13 protein-coding genes are annotated in these 15,812 nt (G+C 61.2%); 11 read left to right on the plus strand and 2 right to left on the minus strand.

Features of this window, described 5'->3' with window-relative positions; genetic code table 11:
- Nucleotides 1–69 precede the first annotated feature (69 nt).
- Complete coding sequence (locus ACODSZ_RS04495) at nt 70–540, minus strand: SRPBCC family protein (protein ID WP_175345095.1); 471 nt, start codon at nt 538–540, stop codon at nt 70–72.
- 126 nt (nt 541–666) lie between these two features.
- On the opposite strand from ACODSZ_RS04495, the gene ACODSZ_RS04500 reads away from it, so the two are divergent.
- From ACODSZ_RS04500 to ACODSZ_RS04545, 10 genes are all read left to right on the plus strand, one after another.
- Nucleotides 667–2,739, plus strand: a complete 2,073-nt coding sequence (locus ACODSZ_RS04500) for a UvrD-helicase domain-containing protein (RefSeq protein WP_488927120.1) — start codon at nt 667–669, stop codon at nt 2,737–2,739.
- 343 nt (nt 2,740–3,082) lie between these two features.
- Nucleotides 3,083–4,936, plus strand: coding sequence for a type VI secretion system Vgr family protein (locus ACODSZ_RS04505; RefSeq protein WP_488927121.1), 1,854 nt, complete (start codon nt 3,083–3,085; stop codon nt 4,934–4,936).
- A 342-nt stretch (nt 4,937–5,278) separates the two neighbouring features.
- Nucleotides 5,279–6,382 (plus strand): T6SS immunity protein Tli4 family protein, encoded by a 1,104-nt coding sequence (locus ACODSZ_RS04510; protein WP_488927122.1) that lies wholly within the window; start codon nt 5,279–5,281, stop codon nt 6,380–6,382.
- 33 nt (nt 6,383–6,415) lie between these two features.
- On the plus strand, nt 6,416–6,682 hold the full coding sequence (locus ACODSZ_RS04515; protein WP_488927123.1) for a PAAR domain-containing protein: 267 nt from the start codon (nt 6,416–6,418) through the stop codon (nt 6,680–6,682).
- A gap of 246 nt (nt 6,683–6,928) precedes the next feature.
- Nucleotides 6,929–7,741: a basic amino acid ABC transporter substrate-binding protein gene (locus ACODSZ_RS04520; protein WP_175345117.1), complete on the plus strand. Its 813-nt coding sequence runs from the start codon at nt 6,929–6,931 to the stop codon at nt 7,739–7,741.
- A gap of 105 nt (nt 7,742–7,846) precedes the next feature.
- Nucleotides 7,847–8,590: an amino acid ABC transporter permease gene (locus ACODSZ_RS04525; RefSeq protein WP_175345118.1), complete on the plus strand. Its 744-nt coding sequence runs from the start codon at nt 7,847–7,849 to the stop codon at nt 8,588–8,590.
- Between the two features lie 58 nt (nt 8,591–8,648).
- Nucleotides 8,649–9,947 (plus strand): TIGR03862 family flavoprotein, encoded by a 1,299-nt coding sequence (locus ACODSZ_RS04530; RefSeq protein WP_488927124.1) that lies wholly within the window; start codon nt 8,649–8,651, stop codon nt 9,945–9,947.
- Nucleotides 9,944–10,153: a SlyX family protein gene (locus ACODSZ_RS04535; RefSeq protein WP_008332911.1), complete on the plus strand. Its 210-nt coding sequence runs from the start codon at nt 9,944–9,946 to the stop codon at nt 10,151–10,153. Before ACODSZ_RS04530 ends, ACODSZ_RS04535 begins: the two co-directional genes overlap by 4 nt.
- A 39-nt stretch (nt 10,154–10,192) precedes the next feature.
- Nucleotides 10,193–11,347: a DNA polymerase Y family protein gene (locus ACODSZ_RS04540; protein ID WP_488927125.1), complete on the plus strand. Its 1,155-nt coding sequence runs from the start codon at nt 10,193–10,195 to the stop codon at nt 11,345–11,347.
- A 160-nt stretch (nt 11,348–11,507) separates the two neighbouring features.
- Complete coding sequence (locus ACODSZ_RS04545) at nt 11,508–12,434, plus strand: recombination-associated protein RdgC (protein ID WP_175345121.1); 927 nt, start codon at nt 11,508–11,510, stop codon at nt 12,432–12,434.
- A gap of 54 nt (nt 12,435–12,488) precedes the next feature.
- On the opposite strand, the gene ACODSZ_RS04550 is transcribed toward ACODSZ_RS04545, so the two are convergent.
- The gene (locus tag ACODSZ_RS04550; protein WP_008332915.1) at nt 12,489–13,151 is read right to left on the minus strand and encodes a TetR/AcrR family transcriptional regulator; all 663 of its coding nucleotides are present in this window, start codon (nt 13,149–13,151) and stop codon (nt 12,489–12,491) included.
- A gap of 499 nt (nt 13,152–13,650) precedes the next feature.
- On the opposite strand from ACODSZ_RS04550, the gene fusA reads away from it, so the two are divergent.
- Nucleotides 13,651–15,756 carry an elongation factor G gene (fusA, locus tag ACODSZ_RS04555; RefSeq protein ID WP_175345147.1) on the plus strand — a complete coding sequence of 702 codons (2,106 nt, stop codon included), beginning with the start codon at nt 13,651–13,653 and terminating at the stop codon, nt 15,754–15,756.
- Nucleotides 15,757–15,812: the final 56 nt, after the last annotated feature.

The raw sequence follows: 15,812 nt of genomic DNA on the forward strand, positions 1-15,812 counted from the left end.
CTTGCGGATCGCGCCTCTTTTTTGCGGCTTCAGGAAACCTGACGCAAGCAAGCAATTCGTTCAGCTTCTTCAATGCAGCTCGCCGCGCTGGGTCAGCTCGCGGATGATGCGTACCGTATCGATATCGGCTTCCTGGTAGGCAGAGCGACGGAAGTTGTCGTAGAAGGCTTCTTCGCCGGTCACATCCTCGGGCTTGCCATCGTCATATTCGAAGCGCACGAAGAGCACATCGGTCTGCGGCTCCTCGATGGTCATGCTCATGCGCGAGGCCGCAATCTCGCCCTGCGCGGGCACTTCATAGAGCACCTGGATCTGCGGCAGGTAGGTGACCTTGTCGATGATGACCAGTTCGCCATAACGCAGCTCGCGGCGCACGCTGTCCAGGCTCTTCTCGGAGAGGCGGCAGTCGTCCAGGTGCGGCATGAACAGGCGCGGGGACTCTGCGCGCAGGACCAGGCCGCGCCAGAGCTGCTCGCGGCTCAGAGGATCGATGAGCGCATTGAGCGGATCGTTGATCTGGATGAGATGGTTGAATTTCATGGTTGCTCTCGTGATGTTGTTGCCACCGGCAATGCGGGCATTGTCCCACAGGCACCGCCGGGTGGCTCGGGCGGGCTGCTACAATGGCGCCTCGTTTCTTCTCCTGCCCACGCCGATCGCCTCCGTATGTCCGCCCCCTCCTTCGGCCTGAACAAGCCGCAAAGCGAAGCCGTCCACTACATGGCCGGGCCTTGCCTGGTGCTGGCCGGCGCAGGTTCCGGCAAGACCCGCGTGATCACGCAGAAGATCGCCCACCTGATCGAAAACTGTGGCTACGAATCGCGCAACATCGCCGCGCTCACCTTCACCAACAAGGCCGCGCTGGAAATGCAGGAGCGCATCGCCAAGCTGCTCAAGGATCCCAAGCAGGCCAAGCACCTCACGGTGTCGACCTTTCACTCCCTGGGCGTGAAGATCCTGCGGCAGGAGTCCAAGCATCTGGGGCTGAAGGATCGCTTTTCAATCATGGACAGCGACGATTGTTTTTCCCTGGTGCAAGAACTGGCGGTCACTACCGACAAGGCCATCATCCGTGGCATCCAGAATGCCATCTCCTTGTGGAAGAACGGCCTGATCGACCCCGACCTGGCCGAGAAGAATGCCCGCACCGAAGACGAAGCCCAGGCCGCGCGCATCTACCGCAGCTACGTGGCCACGTTGAAGGCTTACCAGGCGGTCGATTTCGATGATCTGATCCGTCTGCCGGTGGAGCTCTTCCGCAGCAACGAGGAAGTGCGCGACCGCTGGCAGCGCAAGCTGCGCTATCTGTTGATCGATGAGTACCAGGACACCAACACCTGCCAGTACGAACTGGTCAAGCTGCTGGTGACCGGCGTGGGCAAGAAGCCGATGTTTACCGCCGTGGGCGACGATGACCAGGCCATCTATGCCTGGCGCGGCGCGACCATCGAGAACCTGAAACTGCTGGGCGTGGATTTTCCCAACCTGCACCTGATCAAGCTGGAGCAGAACTATCGTTCGAGCACGCGCATCCTGCAGGCGGCCAACGCGGTGATCTCCAACAATCCCAAGCTGTTCGACAAGACCCTGTGGTCCGAGCACGGGCTGGGCGACCCGATCACGGTCATGGCGATGGATGATGAAGAAGCCGAAGCCGACCAGATCGCCATCACGCTCTCGGCGCATCGCTTCGAGCGGCGCGCCAAGTTTGCCGATTACGCCATCCTGTATCGCGGCAACCACCAGGCGCGCATCCTGGAAAAATCGCTGCGGCGCGAACGCATTCCGTACGTGATGTCGGGCGGCCAGAGTTACTTCGACCGCGCCGAGATCAAGGACATCATTGCCTACCTGCGTCTGATCGCCAACCAGGATGATGACCCGGCCTTCATCCGCGCCGTCACGACGCCGCGCCGAGGCGTGGGTCAGGCCACGCTGGAAGTGCTGGGTACGCTGGCCGGACAGTGGCAGTGTTCCTTGTTCGAAGCGGTCTACAAGGGGGGACTGGAAGACAAGCTGAGCGACCGCCAGCTGCTGCCGCTGCGCAAGTTCTGCGACTTCATCAACGCGCTGGAATCCCGCGCCACCCGCCCCGGCCCCTCCGGCAGCGGCGCCGAGGCTGGCAAGGTGCTGGACGACATGATGGAGGCCATCAACTACGAGTTCTACCTCTACGACAGCTTCGAGGAGCGCGCTGCGCAGGCGCGCTGGCAGAACGTGGTCGACTTCATCAACTGGCTCAAGGAACGCGCCTGCGGTGGACGTGATGGCGAGGGCGAAGAGAAGAACCTGCTGGAAATCACCCAGATGGTGGCGCTCATGAGCATGCTCGAAGGGCGCGACGAAGAGCAGGATGCGGTGCGCATGTCGACCCTGCATGCCTCCAAGGGACTGGAGTTTCCGCACGTGTTCCTGGTCGGTGTGGAGGAAGGCATCCTGCCGCACAAGGGTGATCCGGATACCCCACCGGAACAAGCCGCTGCGCGCGTGGAAGAGGAGCGTCGTCTGATGTACGTGGGCATCACGCGCGCGCAGCGCTCGCTGCACGTGTCCTGGTGCAAGCGCCGCAAGCGCGCCAAGGAAGTGATCGATTGCCAGATCTCGCGCTTCGTCAAGGAAATGCGGCTTGATGAAGGCGAGGCGGTGCCGCAGGAGAGCGAGAAGATCACGCCGCAGGCGCGGCTGGCCAATTTGAAGGCCTTGTTGCAGAAGCCGCGCAATACACCGGAACAAGGTTAGCACCTGCCGTATCGGGGACTGACAGGGCCGGTTCCCTTATCTCGCTGCATCCATCCGCTTGACAGTCATTGCCTCACAACGGATTGACTGCCAATCAAAACTGCCAAAATGATTTGGCGAAAAAATCGAATTACTTCCATTGAGAAAGTGCCTCGTGCAACGGAGACTGTCGCCTTCGTCGCTCGGGACCCTGCTCTACCGAGGAGTCCATGGGCATTAGCCGCATCCGGGACATCCTCCTTCAAACCAGGCAGGCGCGCTTCGCAAGAAGTCCTGCGTTTTTCTCCTGTTTGTTCACTTGCATGGTCCCGACTGCGCGATTTCTCTCTGGAAGCCGCATCGCATGCCCTCCCTCTCGCCGAATGATTCACCACGCTCCCAAGCGCACATCACGCAGCATCGCCGCCTGCTCCAGCTGGACTCGCCGCTCGGGCCAGACGTCCTCTTGCCACAACGGCTCATCGCCACCGAGCGACTCAATGACGGCTACGAAGTTACCATCGATCTGCTGAGCACGCATACCGGCATTGCGCTGGAACAGTTGATTGCGCAGCCAGTCACGCTGTGGATCCGGCAGCATGAGGGCGAGACCCTGCCCTGGCATGGCTACGTGCATACTGCAAAGCGCCTGGGCAGTGACGGCGAACTCGATTTCTGCCAGCTCTCGTTCTCTTCGTGGCTGCATTTCCTGCGCTTTCGCAAGGACGCCCGGATCTGGCAGGACAAAAGGACCGAGGACATTCTCGCCGAGGTCTTCAACAACCATCCGCAAGCACGTGGCCATTACCGTTTCGCACTTGAACGAACTTATGTCCCGCGATCCTATTGCACCCAGTACGAAACCGACTGGCATTTCGTCCAGCGCCTGATGGAAGAAGAAGGCTGGTTCGCCCATCACGAACAGCGGGAAGATGGCAACGGCCACGTCCTGGTCATCACCGACAACACCTGGAACCTGCCCGGCTTGCCCCAGCAAGACATCGCCTTCCACGGTGCCGGCCCCCGCGACGAGCTCGACAAGATCCTGCATTGGAGCGCCAGCCGCACGCTTTCCTCCAAGACATGGCGGGGCCGCAGCGACGACTACAAATCGCCTCGCATGCAGAAGGAAGCCGAAGAACAGGTGATGCCCGAATACGACCAGCTGCCCGCACAGCTGGAGATGTATGAGTACACCGGTGCTTACAGTTTTGCGCAGCAGGCAAAAGGCAATCGACAGGCCGACCTGCAAGTGGAGCAGTGGGAATCCTCCATGCAGCGCTACGCTGCCGTCTCGGGTGTACGCAATCTGGCTTGCGGGCGCTGGTTCAGGCTGGAAGAACATCCCCGGTATCGGGCAGAGTCCGACAGGGAACGCCAGTTCGTCATCCTCGCCATCGACTGGTTCATCGAGAACAACTTGCCCCTGTCGCATCAGGCGCTGGATTTTCCGGGCAGCCTGAGCGCCACGCTGGCAGCATTCAAGGAGTCGATCCGGCGCGAACGGCAGGTCGATGAAACGGACAACGAACACACCGGCCATTGCTTCAACCGCTTCGAGGTACAGCGCCGCAAGCTGCCGTTTCGTGCTGCGCGCACGCATGCCAGGCCTGTCATGCTCCCGCAGACGGCCATCGTCGTGGGGCCTGCCAGTGAGGAGGTCTATACCGATCATCTCGATCGCATCAAGGTCCAGTTCCGCTGGGACCGCATCAATCCCGGCAACGAGGCGGCGTCCTGCTGGGTGCGGGTGAGCTACCCCAATGCCGGCCAATCCTGGGGTGCGATTCAGGTGCCGCGCATCGGGCAGGAAGTCATCGTGTCCTTCCTCAACGGCGACCCGGATCGGCCAGTCGTGACCGGTCGCTTGTTCAATGGGGAACAGCGTCCGCAGTGGCATACCAACGGGCGGCTCTCGGGTGTGAAGTCCAAGGAATTCGGTGGCACCGGGTTCAACCAGATGGTGATGGACGACACCCCTGAGCAGAACCGGATTCATCTCTACAGCACCAATACCCATGCGCAATTGAACCTCGGCCATCTGGTCAGCCAGATGGGCAACGAGCGTCGCAGCTTCTTCGGTAGCGGCTTTGCGCTCAGTACCGATGCCTATGGCGCCATCGTCACGCACAAGGGCTTGTACTTCAGCACCTATGGCCGGCCATCCCCGCAGCGAAAATTGATTCAAGCAAGATCTGCTTTGGTTTTTTTGAAATAGAAAGCGAGTCCCCTACCCTGAACACGGTAGCGCTATTCGCCACGCCAGAAGGTCCAGTAATGCTACTTAACGATCGGCTCTATCCACTCTCTTTAGGAAAAACAAAAATAAAAATATCAGATGACGGAAAACACACTCATTTCCGCGTTCTTCATGAGAACCAACATATCTTTGGAATGTTCATGGAGCCAAAATTCGGGATCGGACTACACCCGTATAGCAACGAGCGCGAAGACATCGATTTCTATTATTGGTTAAGCACGAAGGTAGGAAATCCAGATTTCTATTCAACCTATACAAGAGCGATCGTGTACGCCGATCTGGATGACGAATAAGGTAGTCATGAAAAACACATATCTCCGGCAAGCTGGAATTGTGCTCATATTGATCTTGCTGACATTCTTTGCATGCCAAGCCAAATCACCAGTACTCACGTCGGTGGAAAAAGAGCATATGCGGTCGATCAGCGAAAAAATGACCCCGAGATGTTTTGGACGCTATCTGATTGACTTGCCAGAAAGCTTCGTTCTCAATACCCAAGGAGGGCAAGATATCGATGGGGTGACCATCGATATCAAAGCTCTCTCAGAGGCAGATTTCAACCAAGCATTGGTCGCAAGAAAACGCGTGCTCGAGTCGCAGACACTTTTGGTCGAACCAAAGACTACAACGCTCAAGGAAATTATCCCTCTCCCAAATGGACGTGGCGCGATTTTTGATCGTGCCGAAAATCAGTTCAGCAATTTGTTCCGCACTCTTGAGCTCATGGATTGGCGTGGCGGCTATCAAATCAAGATGGAAATTGCTGCGCGAGACAGACGCTACTCGGAGGAAAAATATCCCGAGGGAACGGTATTAAACACCACCCCCGAAAAACTGGCCGCCCTGCTCAAGGTCTACCATCGCACCCAACCCCGTGGCGACGAAATCCCCTCGGGCCAGGGCACCTGCATCCTCAACGGCTTTGTCACGGGCCCCGCTTCAAGCGACGAAAGTCTGCGCTTCTTCTATCATCTGAAGGACGTCGACGATGTGTATTTCACGTTAGCGACCTTATCCGGCCCGCGCGATGCTGACACTCTGCTGGACCGGATGAAGTTCCTTGCGCCCATCTGGAAGACGGGCGACGGTCGCCTCATCAGGAGCGGCAAGCTTTATCACGAGCTGCCCGGACAGGAAGTGCTCTATATGACCCCGGATGAACACACCAAGATCCCCACCCTCCGGTTCCTCTTCGAAGATGCGCGCCACGGAAAAGGCATCACCAACCCGATGATCGAGGTAGAAATGAATGTCGGCAAACGCAAACCCGAACCTGATCCCAAGGACCCGAACGAGCATGCCTATCCACCGCCCATCCTCACCCCCAGCCTTAGCGAAGCCGAAGCCATCCACCTGTGGGACAAGGTGATTCGCACACTACGCACACGCCCCGGCGCATTCTGATCCCATCATTTCCCTTCTTCAAGAGAACTACTGATGCCCCTGCCCATCATCCGTCTCGGCGACTCCACTTCCCATGGCGGCAAAGTGATCTCCGCCTCTCCCACCCACACCCTCCACGGCATCGGCATTGCCCGTGTCGGCGACCTGGTCAGTTGTCCCAAGGAAGGGCATGGTACCAATCCGATCATCGAGGGGGCGCCGACCTGGCTGATCGGTGATCGCATGGTCGCCCTGCAAGGGCATCGTGCTGCCTGCGGGTGCAGCCTCATTTCCAGCCTGACCACGGCCTCCTATGGCTGACAGCCAGCGCCGCCTGTCCGGAGCAGGGCAACATTTGCGCATATCCGCCCTGAAAATTGCACCGACACCACGCTTTGCGCCATTTCCTGCCCCTTTTTGACGCACCATTGCCCGCCACCACCCCCGGGCGGTTTACAATGCCGCCTGCAAAAAAATCCCCGAGTTTCACACAAGCAACACCGCCCGCCGCGCTACCCGCTCGCCTGCCCCTGTTGCCCCAACCATTCCAGACAAGGAAATCAAGCAATGATCAAGATGTTCTCCCGCCACGCCCGTACGCTGGCGCTGACCGCCGGCTTCGTCGGCATGCTGGGCCTGGCCGCCTGCGGCAAGCAGGAAGACAAGAGCGCCGCTGCCCCTGCACCGCAAGCCGCTGCCGCCCGCGTCTACGTGGTCGGCGTGGAATCGGCCTACGCCCCCTTCTCCTCCGAAAACGAACAGAAGGAAGTGGTCGGCTTCGACATCGACGTCATGAAGGCCCTGGCCAAGAAGATCGGCATCGAAGTCAAGTTCGTGCCGACGCCCTTCGAAGGCTTCTTCAATTTCCTCGCCCAAGGTGACCGCGACCTGCTGATCTCGGCCATCACCATCACCGATGAACGCAAGAAGTCGGTGGCCTTCTCCGATCCCTACTTCGTGGCTACCCAGACCATCGCCCTGCCGGCCGCAGAGTCCAAGGTCAGCAAGATGGAAGACCTGAAGCCCCTGACCGTGGGCACCCAGAGCGCCACCTCCGGCGACGAACTGGTGCAGCAGGTGCTGGGCAAGAACAGCGCCAAGATCAAGCGCTTCGACTCCACCCCGCTGGCCCTGAAGGAACTGGAAAACGGCGGCGTCGATGCCGTCGTGGCCGATGAACCGGTGGTCAAGAACTACATCGCCAACAACCCCAACAGCAAGCTGCGTACCGTCACCGATCCGAGCTTCCCCAAGGAAGACTACGGCATCGCCGTGCGCAAGGATGATCCGGAACTGCTGGCCAAGATCAACAAGGCCCTGGCCGAAATGAAGGCCGATGGCAGCTTCGCCGCCATCAGCGCACACTACTTCGGCAAGTAAGCGCCGTCCGCAGACTGTCGGCAGCACCTCCCCGGCGACGGCGGCAGTTTGCCGCCGTCCTGTCCTTCCAGAAACTGATTTTTCCAATCCCCAATCGAGTCCGACATGGATTTCCGCTGGAGCATCATCCAAGGCTACGCGCCGCTGTTCGCCAAGGGCGTTCTCATGACCTTGCAGGTGTCGCTGATCAGTATTCTGATCGGTACCGTGATCGGCTTGCTGGTGGGCATGCTGCGCCTGGCCGAGGTGCCGCACGGCCCCTGGAAGTGGCCGCTGAAGGTGCTGCGCTGGCTGGCCGGCTTCTACGTCGCCTTCTTCCGGGGCACGCCGCTGTTCGTGCAGATCATGCTGATCCACTTCGCGGTGATGCCACTGCTGGTGCAACAGGAACACGGCCTGCTCATCACCGGGGAACTGGCACGCACCATCAAGCAGGACTACGGCGCCTTCCTTTCGGGCACGGTGGCGCTGTCGCTCAATGCCGGCGCCTACATCTCCGAGATCTTCCGCGCCGGCATCCAGTCCATCGAGCGCGGCCAGTCCTATGCTGCGGCCAGCCTGGGCATGAACTATGGCCTGACCATGCGCTACGTGGTGCTGCCGCAGGCGTTTCGCCGCATGCTGCCGCCGCTGGGCAACGAAGCCATCACGCTGCTCAAGGATTCCTCGCTGGTCTCGGCCATCGGCCTGGCCGAACTGGCCTATGCCGCGCGCACCGTGGCGGGCACCTATGCCCGTTACTGGGAACCGTACATCACCATTTCCATCCTGTATTTCTCCATGACCATCTGCCTGGCACTGGTGGTGGCGCGACTGGAAAACAAATACAGCACCCCGCATCGCCGCTGAACGCAGGGATGACGTGCGCTAGTGGCAGGCGGGCGGTATCATGCCGCGCATGACATCGATGCACACTCTTCCCCAACTCGCTCCCGGCAGTCGCCGCGTGGCCGTGATCGGCGCCGGTCCGGCCGGCCTGATGGCCGCCGAAGTCCTGGCCGCACAAGGCGCCGCCGTGGACGTCTACGACGCCATGCCCTCGGCCGGTCGCAAATTCCTGCTGGCCGGACGCGGCGGCATGAACATCACGCACTCCGAACCGCAACCCGACTTCCTGCCTCGCTACGGCAATCGCCGTGAACAGGTGGCGCCCTTCGTGCGCCGCTTCGATGCCGACCAGTTGCGCGCATGGATACACGCCCTGGGCATAGAGACCTTCGTGGGCAGCTCCGGCCGCGTCTTCCCGCGCGAGATGAAAGCCGCACCGCTCTTGCGCGCCTGGCTGCATCGCCTGCGCGAGGCCGGCGTGCGCTTCCACATGCGCCATCGCTGGCTGGGCTGGCAGGAAGACGGCGCACTGCGCTTTGCCCATCCTGATGGCCACACCGATGTCCAAGCCGATGCCGTGGTGCTGGCACTGGGCGGGGCCAGCTGGCCGCGCCTGGGTTCGGACGGCAGCTGGGTGCCGCTGCTGCAAACCCGTCAGGTGGAAGTCGCCCCGCTGCTGCCGTCCAACTGCGGCTTCGAGCTGGACTGGAGCGAACATTTCCGCAGCCGCTTCGCCGGCGAACCGGTCAAGCCGGTGGTGGCCAGCACGGCGCTGCCCAGCGGCGGCGTGCAGAATCGTCGCGGCGAATTCATCGTCACCGCCGAGGGCATCGAAGGCAGCCTGGTCTATGCGATGTCCTCGGCCTTGCGCGACACCATTACCGCAGAAGGCTCGGCGCGCCTGTACCTGGACCTGCTGCCCGACTGGCCGCTGGAAAAAGTGGAAGCCGAACTGGCCCATCCGCGTGGTGCGCGTTCGCTCTCCAGCCACCTGCAAAGCCGCCTGCATCTCAAGGGCGTGAAGGCCGGACTGCTGCGCGAGCTGGTCAGCAAGGAGGATTTCGCCGACATGGGCAAGCTGGCGCGCACCATCAAGGCTCTACCGCTGACGGTGCTACGCCCGCGCCCCATCGCCGAAGCCATCAGCAGCGCCGGGGGCGTGAGCTTCGAGGCGCTCGATGATGCGCTGATGCTGCGCGCCCTGCCGGGCGTATTCTGCGCCGGCGAGATGCTGGACTGGGAAGCGCCCACCGGCGGCTACCTGCTCACCGCCTGCTTTGCCACCGGCCGCGCCGCGGCGGCTGGTGTCCTGCACTGGCTCATCAGCGACGACCGTGCCGCCAGTCTGAGCAACACCTCCAAGGAAGAACACAAGTGACCCAAGACGACCGCCTCATCGACCTGGAAATGAAGATCGCCCATCAGGAACACCTGCTGGACGAACTGAACCAGACCGTCTATCGCCAGGAAAAGAAGATCGAGGAACTGGACATGCTGCTGCATGCCCTGGCCAAGCGCTTCAAGGAATTGTCCGACACCAGCCAGGACCGCGCGGCCGCCAACGAGAAGCCGCCGCATTACTGATCGCACCGCTTACGCTTTCTCTTCGCTGCTCGCACCACCATGGTCCACGAACGCCGCATCGCCCACCTCGACATGGATGCTTTCTATGCCTCGGTGGAACTGCTGCGCTATCCCGACCTGCGTGGCCAAGCCGTGGTCATCGGCGGCGGCTCGGCCACGCGGCCGGTAGAATTGCCCGACGGCTCGCGCCAGTATTTCCGCATGCGCGATTACGCTGGGCGCGGCGTGGTCACCACCTCCACCTATGAGGCGCGCGCGCTGGGCGTGTTCTCGGCCATGGGCATCATGAAGGCGGCCCAGTTGGCACCGGACGCGATCCTGCTGCCGACCGACTTCGAGGCCTACCGCAAGTATTCGCGCCTGTTCAAGGAAGCGGTGCGCAGCATCGCCCCGCTGATCGAGGATCGCGGCATCGATGAAATCTACATCGATCTTTCTGCGTGGCCCGATACCGCGCATGAGGTCGCGCGTCAGATCAAGGATGCGGTGCATGCGGCTACCGCCCTGACCTGCTCCGTCGGTGTGGCCCCCAACAAAATGCTGGCCAAGATCTCTTCCGAGCTGGACAAACCCGATGGGCTCACCATTCTCACGCCCGAGGATATCGAGCGCCGCATCTGGCCGCTGCCGACGCGCAAGATCAATGGCATCGGGCCGAAGGCCGCCGAGAAGCTGGCAGCATTGGGCATCGAGACCGTGGCCGACCTGGCACGTGCCTCGCCTGAATTGCTGCGTGCACATTTCGGGCGCAGTTATTCGGAGTGGCTGGGACGCGTGGCGCAGGGCGTCGATGATCGCCCGGTACAGACGTATTCCGAACCCAAATCCATCAGCCGGGAAACCACCTTCGAACGCGACCTGCATGCGCGTGCCGACCGCGCGCAACTCTCCGAAATCTTCACGGCCCTGTGCGTGAAGCTGGCCGGCGACCTGGAGCGCAAGGGCTATGTCGGCCGCACCATCGGCATCAAGCTGAAATACGCCGATTTCCAGGGTGTGACGCGCGATGTGACACTGCCCTCGCCCACCGGGGACGCCGCCACCATCCGACAGGCGGCAGGGGAATGTCTGAAGCGCGTACCGCTGGAAAAGAAGCTGCGCCTGCTCGGAGTGCGCGTGGGTGCGCTCTCGCGCAAGGATGAGCTTGCGGCGGCCGCACAGGCGGTGCAGGCGGAATTGCCGTTTGCCGGCTGATCCATTTTCCTGCGAACTTTCTGTGCGTTTTTCCAGCGAGCTCTGCGGCCAGCCCGGCCATGGAAAATTTAACTGCAAGCGTGGACAATCCGACATCGCTTGCGGCAGGACGGGCGTGTAAAATCTCCCCCTTTCCCTCTTTGCCCTGCTCCGGAAACCTATGTGGTTCAAGAATCTCCAGATCTACCGTCTGCCCGCACCGTGGGCGATCCATGCCGACGAACTCGAATCCCATCTCGCGCCGCAGGCCTTCACCGCCTGCTCCAGCCTGGACATGCAGAGCCAGGGCTGGGTGCCGCCGCGCAACAATGAAAAACTGGTGCATGTGGTCAACCGCCAGCTGCTCTTGAAACTCGATACCGAGAAGAAACTGCTGCCCTCGACCGTCATCAACCAGGTGACCAAGGCCCGTGCCGCCGAGCTGGAAGAACAGCAAGGTTTCCCGCCGGGCCGCAAGCAGACCAAGGAATTGAAGGAGCAAGTCACGGATGAGCTGCTGCCGCGCGCCTTCTCGGTGGTGCGCAGCACCTGGGTCTGGATCGATCCGGTCAATGGCTGGCTGCTGGTCGATGCCGGCTCGCCCTCCAAGGCCGAGGAAGTGTTGAAGCTGCTCTTCAAGGCCATCCCCAAGTTCCCGCTGGAAACGCTGCGCACCGTCATGTCGCCGGCAGCGGCCATGACCGACTGGCTGGCCAGCGACGAAGCGCCCAACGGTTTCACCGTGGACCAGGATACCGAGCTGCGCTCCACCGCCGAGAGCAAGGCGACGGTGCGCTACGTGCGCCACACGCTGGAAGCCGACGACATCCGCCGCCATATCGAGGCCGGCAAGCAGTGTACGCGCCTGGCGCTGACCTGGGCCGACAAGGTCTCCTTCGTGCTGACCGAGAACCTGTCGGTCAAGCGCATCGCGCCGCTGGACGTGCTCAAGGAAGACAGCGAGATCGCCGGCAAGAACGACGATGAGCGCTTCGACGGCGACTTCATGCTGATGACCGGTGAGCTGGCCAAGCTGCTCTCGGCACTGGTCGACGCGCTGGGCGGGCAGTTGAAGGAGAACGACGGGACGCTGGCGCAGGCTGCCTGAACTCAAGCGGCCCTATTTGCATCACGACAACGGGAGCCCATGGGCTCCCGTTTTTCATGCGCGTCGTTGCGCCTCGGTGATCCTGGCAGGGGGCGCCACGAGCACATTTTCCAGCGGCAGCATCGCATGCGGCAGCGTGGCGGCCAGTCGCGCGCTGGAGACACCATCGCGCGCACCCAGCGCCAGGCCATTGAGAAAGCTGGTGTAGAAATCGCCCAGCGCCGTGACATCGGCATCGGCGCGGATCTCCCCTTCGCGCTGCGCCTGCAGCAGCCGCGCGCGGATTTCATTGCGGCGCTTGTGGCGGCGTTGCGAGAGCGCATCACTGTGCTGGCTGTTCTCGGGCGCACAGTTGATGGCTGAAATCACGACCATACACCCCTTTCCCGCCGGCAAGCCCGGCACCGTCGTCTTGCCCGAATACATGCGCACGCTAGCGCGCAGCATGGCTTGCAGGTCTTCGCGAATACCCTTGCCGGCCTGCAACAGGCGCAGCGGTTCGGCACTGATGGTGCGCGAGTAAACCTCCATGACTTCGCGGAAAAGCGCATCCTTGTCGCCGAAGGCCGAGTAGAGACTGGGTGCCTTCACGCCGATGGCCTCGCACAGATCGGCCATGGTGGTGCCTTCATAGCCCTTGCTCCAGAACACTTGCATGGCCTGCTGCAGCGCCTGGTCGCGGTCGAAGCTGCGCGGACGGCCACGGGTTTTTATCATCGGTTTCCTTTGCGGGGCATTACCCCTGGCGGTAATGGTGTTGCGGAGAAGTGTAGTTTAATTTAGTCGGCATTACAAAATTAAATCGCCAGCCCTTGAACTTTGGGGAAGACGTTCCTATTATCTAATGCTCATTACATAAATAAACGGTAATGAGCAACATCATTAGGGCCTGTTCACATTCAATCTGTGAGTGCGAGAGGTCGCCAAGCGTTGTCTGCCTAGGCGCAGCGACGCGCCGTGGTGGTGCCACGGCAAGGAGCTGCAACAACGGCAGGCGACGCTTGGCGGCCTCTCCCGGAGGGTTGCCCCCAGAAGGCGCGCTGGCCGCGTTGCACGTCAGGGCTGGTGGCACCACCACCAGCCCTGACGCGCGCCTTGCCACCACGCCTTCTGGGGGCAACGCATCTCACAGATTGAATGTGAACAGGCCCTAATCAAACATTAACCCGGCAGTACTGAATCCAGCATTTGACGGCACCCATCGAAAGGACATGCCATGAGCCGCAAGACCCGAATAGAAAACTACCGCAACATCGGTATCAGCGCGCATATCGACGCGGGCAAGACCACGACCACCGAGCGCATTCTTTTTTATACGGGTGTGAACCACAAGATCGGTGAAGTGCACAACGGTGCGGCCACCATGGACTGGATGGAGCAGGAGCAGGAACGCGGCATCACCATCACCTCGGCGGCCACCACGGCCTTCTGGAAGGGCATGGCCGGCAATTATCCCGAGCATCGCATCAACATCATCGACACCCCCGGTCACGTGGACTTCACCATCGAAGTGGAGCGCTCCATGCGCGTGCTCGATGGCGCGGTGATGGTGTATGACTCGGTGGGCGGCGTGCAGCCGCAGTCCGAGACCGTCTGGCGCCAGGCCAACAAGTACAAGGTGCCGCGCATTGCCTTCGTCAACAAGATGGACCGCATCGGTGCGGACTTCTTCCGCGTGCAGAAGCAGATCGAGGAACGCCTCAAAGGCAAAGCCGTCCCCATCCAGATTCCGGTGGGCGCGGAAGACCATTTCTCGGGCGTGATCGACCTGGTCAAGATGAAGGCCATCATCTGGGACGAAGCCAGCCAGGGCGTGCTGTTCAAGTATGAAGACATCCCGCTGGAGCTGGAGGACACCGCACGCCAGTGGCGTGATCACATGGTCGAGCAGGCCGCCGAGGCCAATGAGGAACTGCTGGAGAAATATCTCTCCGGCAATCCCTTGAGCGAAGACGACATCAAGCGCGGCCTGCGCCTGCGCACGGTGGCCAACGAGATCGTGCCGATGCTGGCTGGCAGCGCCTTCAAGAACAAGGGCGTACAGGCCATGCTGGATGCGGTAATCGACTACCTGCCCTCGCCCGTCGACGTGCCGGCCATCGCCGGGCATGGCGAAGATGACAGCGAGATCGAGCGCCATCCCTCGGACGAGGAACCGTTCTCGGCGCTGGCCTTCAAGATCATGACCGATCCCTTCGTGGGGCAGCTGACCTTCTTCCGCGTGTATTCCGGCATCGTCAATTCGGGCGATACGGTCTACAACCCGGTCAAGGGCAAGAAGGAACGCCTGGGTCGCATCTTGCAGATGCACGCCAACGAGCGCAAGGAGATCAAGGAAGTGTTTGCGGGTGACATCGCCGCTGCCGTGGGTCTGAAGGATGTGACCACCGGGGATACGCTGTCGGATCCGGAACATCCCATCATCCTGGAACGCATGATCTTCCCTGAGCCGGTGATCTCGCAGGCAGTGGAACCGAAGACCAAGGCCGACCAGGAAAAGATGGGCATCGCCCTGAATCGCCTGGCGCAGGAAGATCCGTCCTTCCGCGTGCATACCGATGAGGAATCGGGCCAGACCATCATGTCCGGCATGGGCGAGCTGCACCTGGAAATTCTGGTGGACCGGATGAAGCGCGAGTTCAACGTCGAGGCCACGGTGGGCAAGCCGCAGGTGGCTTACCGCGAAGCGATCCGCAAAGGCGTGGAAGATGTCGAGGGCAAGTTCGTCAAGCAGTCCGGTGGACGCGGGCAGTATGGCCACGTGGTGATCAAGCTGGAGCCGCAGCCTGCCGGCAAGGGCTATGAATTCGTCGATGCCATCAAGGGTGGCGTGGTCCCGCGCGAATTCATCCCGGCGGTCGACAAGGGTATCCAGGAGTCGCTCAAGGCGGGCGTGCTGGCCGGTTACCCGGTGGTGGACGTGAAGGCTACGCTGACCTTCGGTTCGTACCACGATGTGGACTCCAACGAAAACGCCTTCCGCATGGCCGGCTCCATGGCCTTCAAGGAAGCGATGAAGCGTGCCGGTCCGATGCTGCTGGAACCGATGATGCAGGTCGAGGTGGAAACGCCCGAGGAATTCATGGGCAACGTGATGGGCGACCTGTCGTCGCGGCGCGGGATGGTGCAGGGCATGGAAGACATCGTGGGCGGCGGCAAGCTGGTGCGTGCTGAAGTCCCGCTGTCGGAAATGTTCGGCTACTCGACCACGCTGCGGTCATTGTCACAGGGGCGGGCGACTTACTCGATGGAGTTCAAGCACTATGCCGAAGCGCCGAGGCAGGTGGTGGAGCAGTTGTCGGGTGGTAAGGCGAAGGGCTAACAGGTCTTGCCTGTCTTGTGAAGAAGCCGATGTATCTTGGGGCTGCATCGGCTTTT

The sequence above is a fragment of the Herbaspirillum sp. FG34 genome (genome assembly GCF_057809315.1).

What these genes read in the sequence shown, in the direction of transcription:
- ACODSZ_RS04500 (WP_488927120.1), top strand. Translation starts at nt 667, where the DNA reads ATGTCCGCCCCCTCCTTCGGCCTGAACAAGCCGCAAAGCGAAGCCGTC.
- ACODSZ_RS04520 (WP_175345117.1), top strand. Translation starts at nt 6,929, where the DNA reads ATGATCAAGATGTTCTCCCGCCACGCCCGTACGCTGGCGCTGACCGCC.
- ACODSZ_RS04505 (WP_488927121.1), top strand. Translation starts at nt 3,083, where the DNA reads ATGCCCTCCCTCTCGCCGAATGATTCACCACGCTCCCAAGCGCACATC.
- ACODSZ_RS04515 (WP_488927123.1), top strand. Translation starts at nt 6,416, where the DNA reads ATGCCCCTGCCCATCATCCGTCTCGGCGACTCCACTTCCCATGGCGGC.
- ACODSZ_RS04525 (WP_175345118.1), top strand. Translation starts at nt 7,847, where the DNA reads ATGGATTTCCGCTGGAGCATCATCCAAGGCTACGCGCCGCTGTTCGCC.
- ACODSZ_RS04545 (WP_175345121.1), top strand. Translation starts at nt 11,508, where the DNA reads ATGTGGTTCAAGAATCTCCAGATCTACCGTCTGCCCGCACCGTGGGCG.
- ACODSZ_RS04510 (WP_488927122.1), top strand. Translation starts at nt 5,279, where the DNA reads ATGAAAAACACATATCTCCGGCAAGCTGGAATTGTGCTCATATTGATC.
- fusA (WP_175345147.1), top strand. Translation starts at nt 13,651, where the DNA reads ATGAGCCGCAAGACCCGAATAGAAAACTACCGCAACATCGGTATCAGC.
- ACODSZ_RS04540 (WP_488927125.1), top strand. Translation starts at nt 10,193, where the DNA reads ATGGTCCACGAACGCCGCATCGCCCACCTCGACATGGATGCTTTCTAT.
- ACODSZ_RS04495 (WP_175345095.1), bottom strand. Translation starts at nt 540, where the DNA reads ATGAAATTCAACCATCTCATCCAGATCAACGATCCGCTCAATGCGCTC.
- ACODSZ_RS04550 (WP_008332915.1), bottom strand. Translation starts at nt 13,151, where the DNA reads ATGATAAAAACCCGTGGCCGTCCGCGCAGCTTCGACCGCGACCAGGCG.
- ACODSZ_RS04530 (WP_488927124.1), top strand. Translation starts at nt 8,649, where the DNA reads ATGCACACTCTTCCCCAACTCGCTCCCGGCAGTCGCCGCGTGGCCGTG.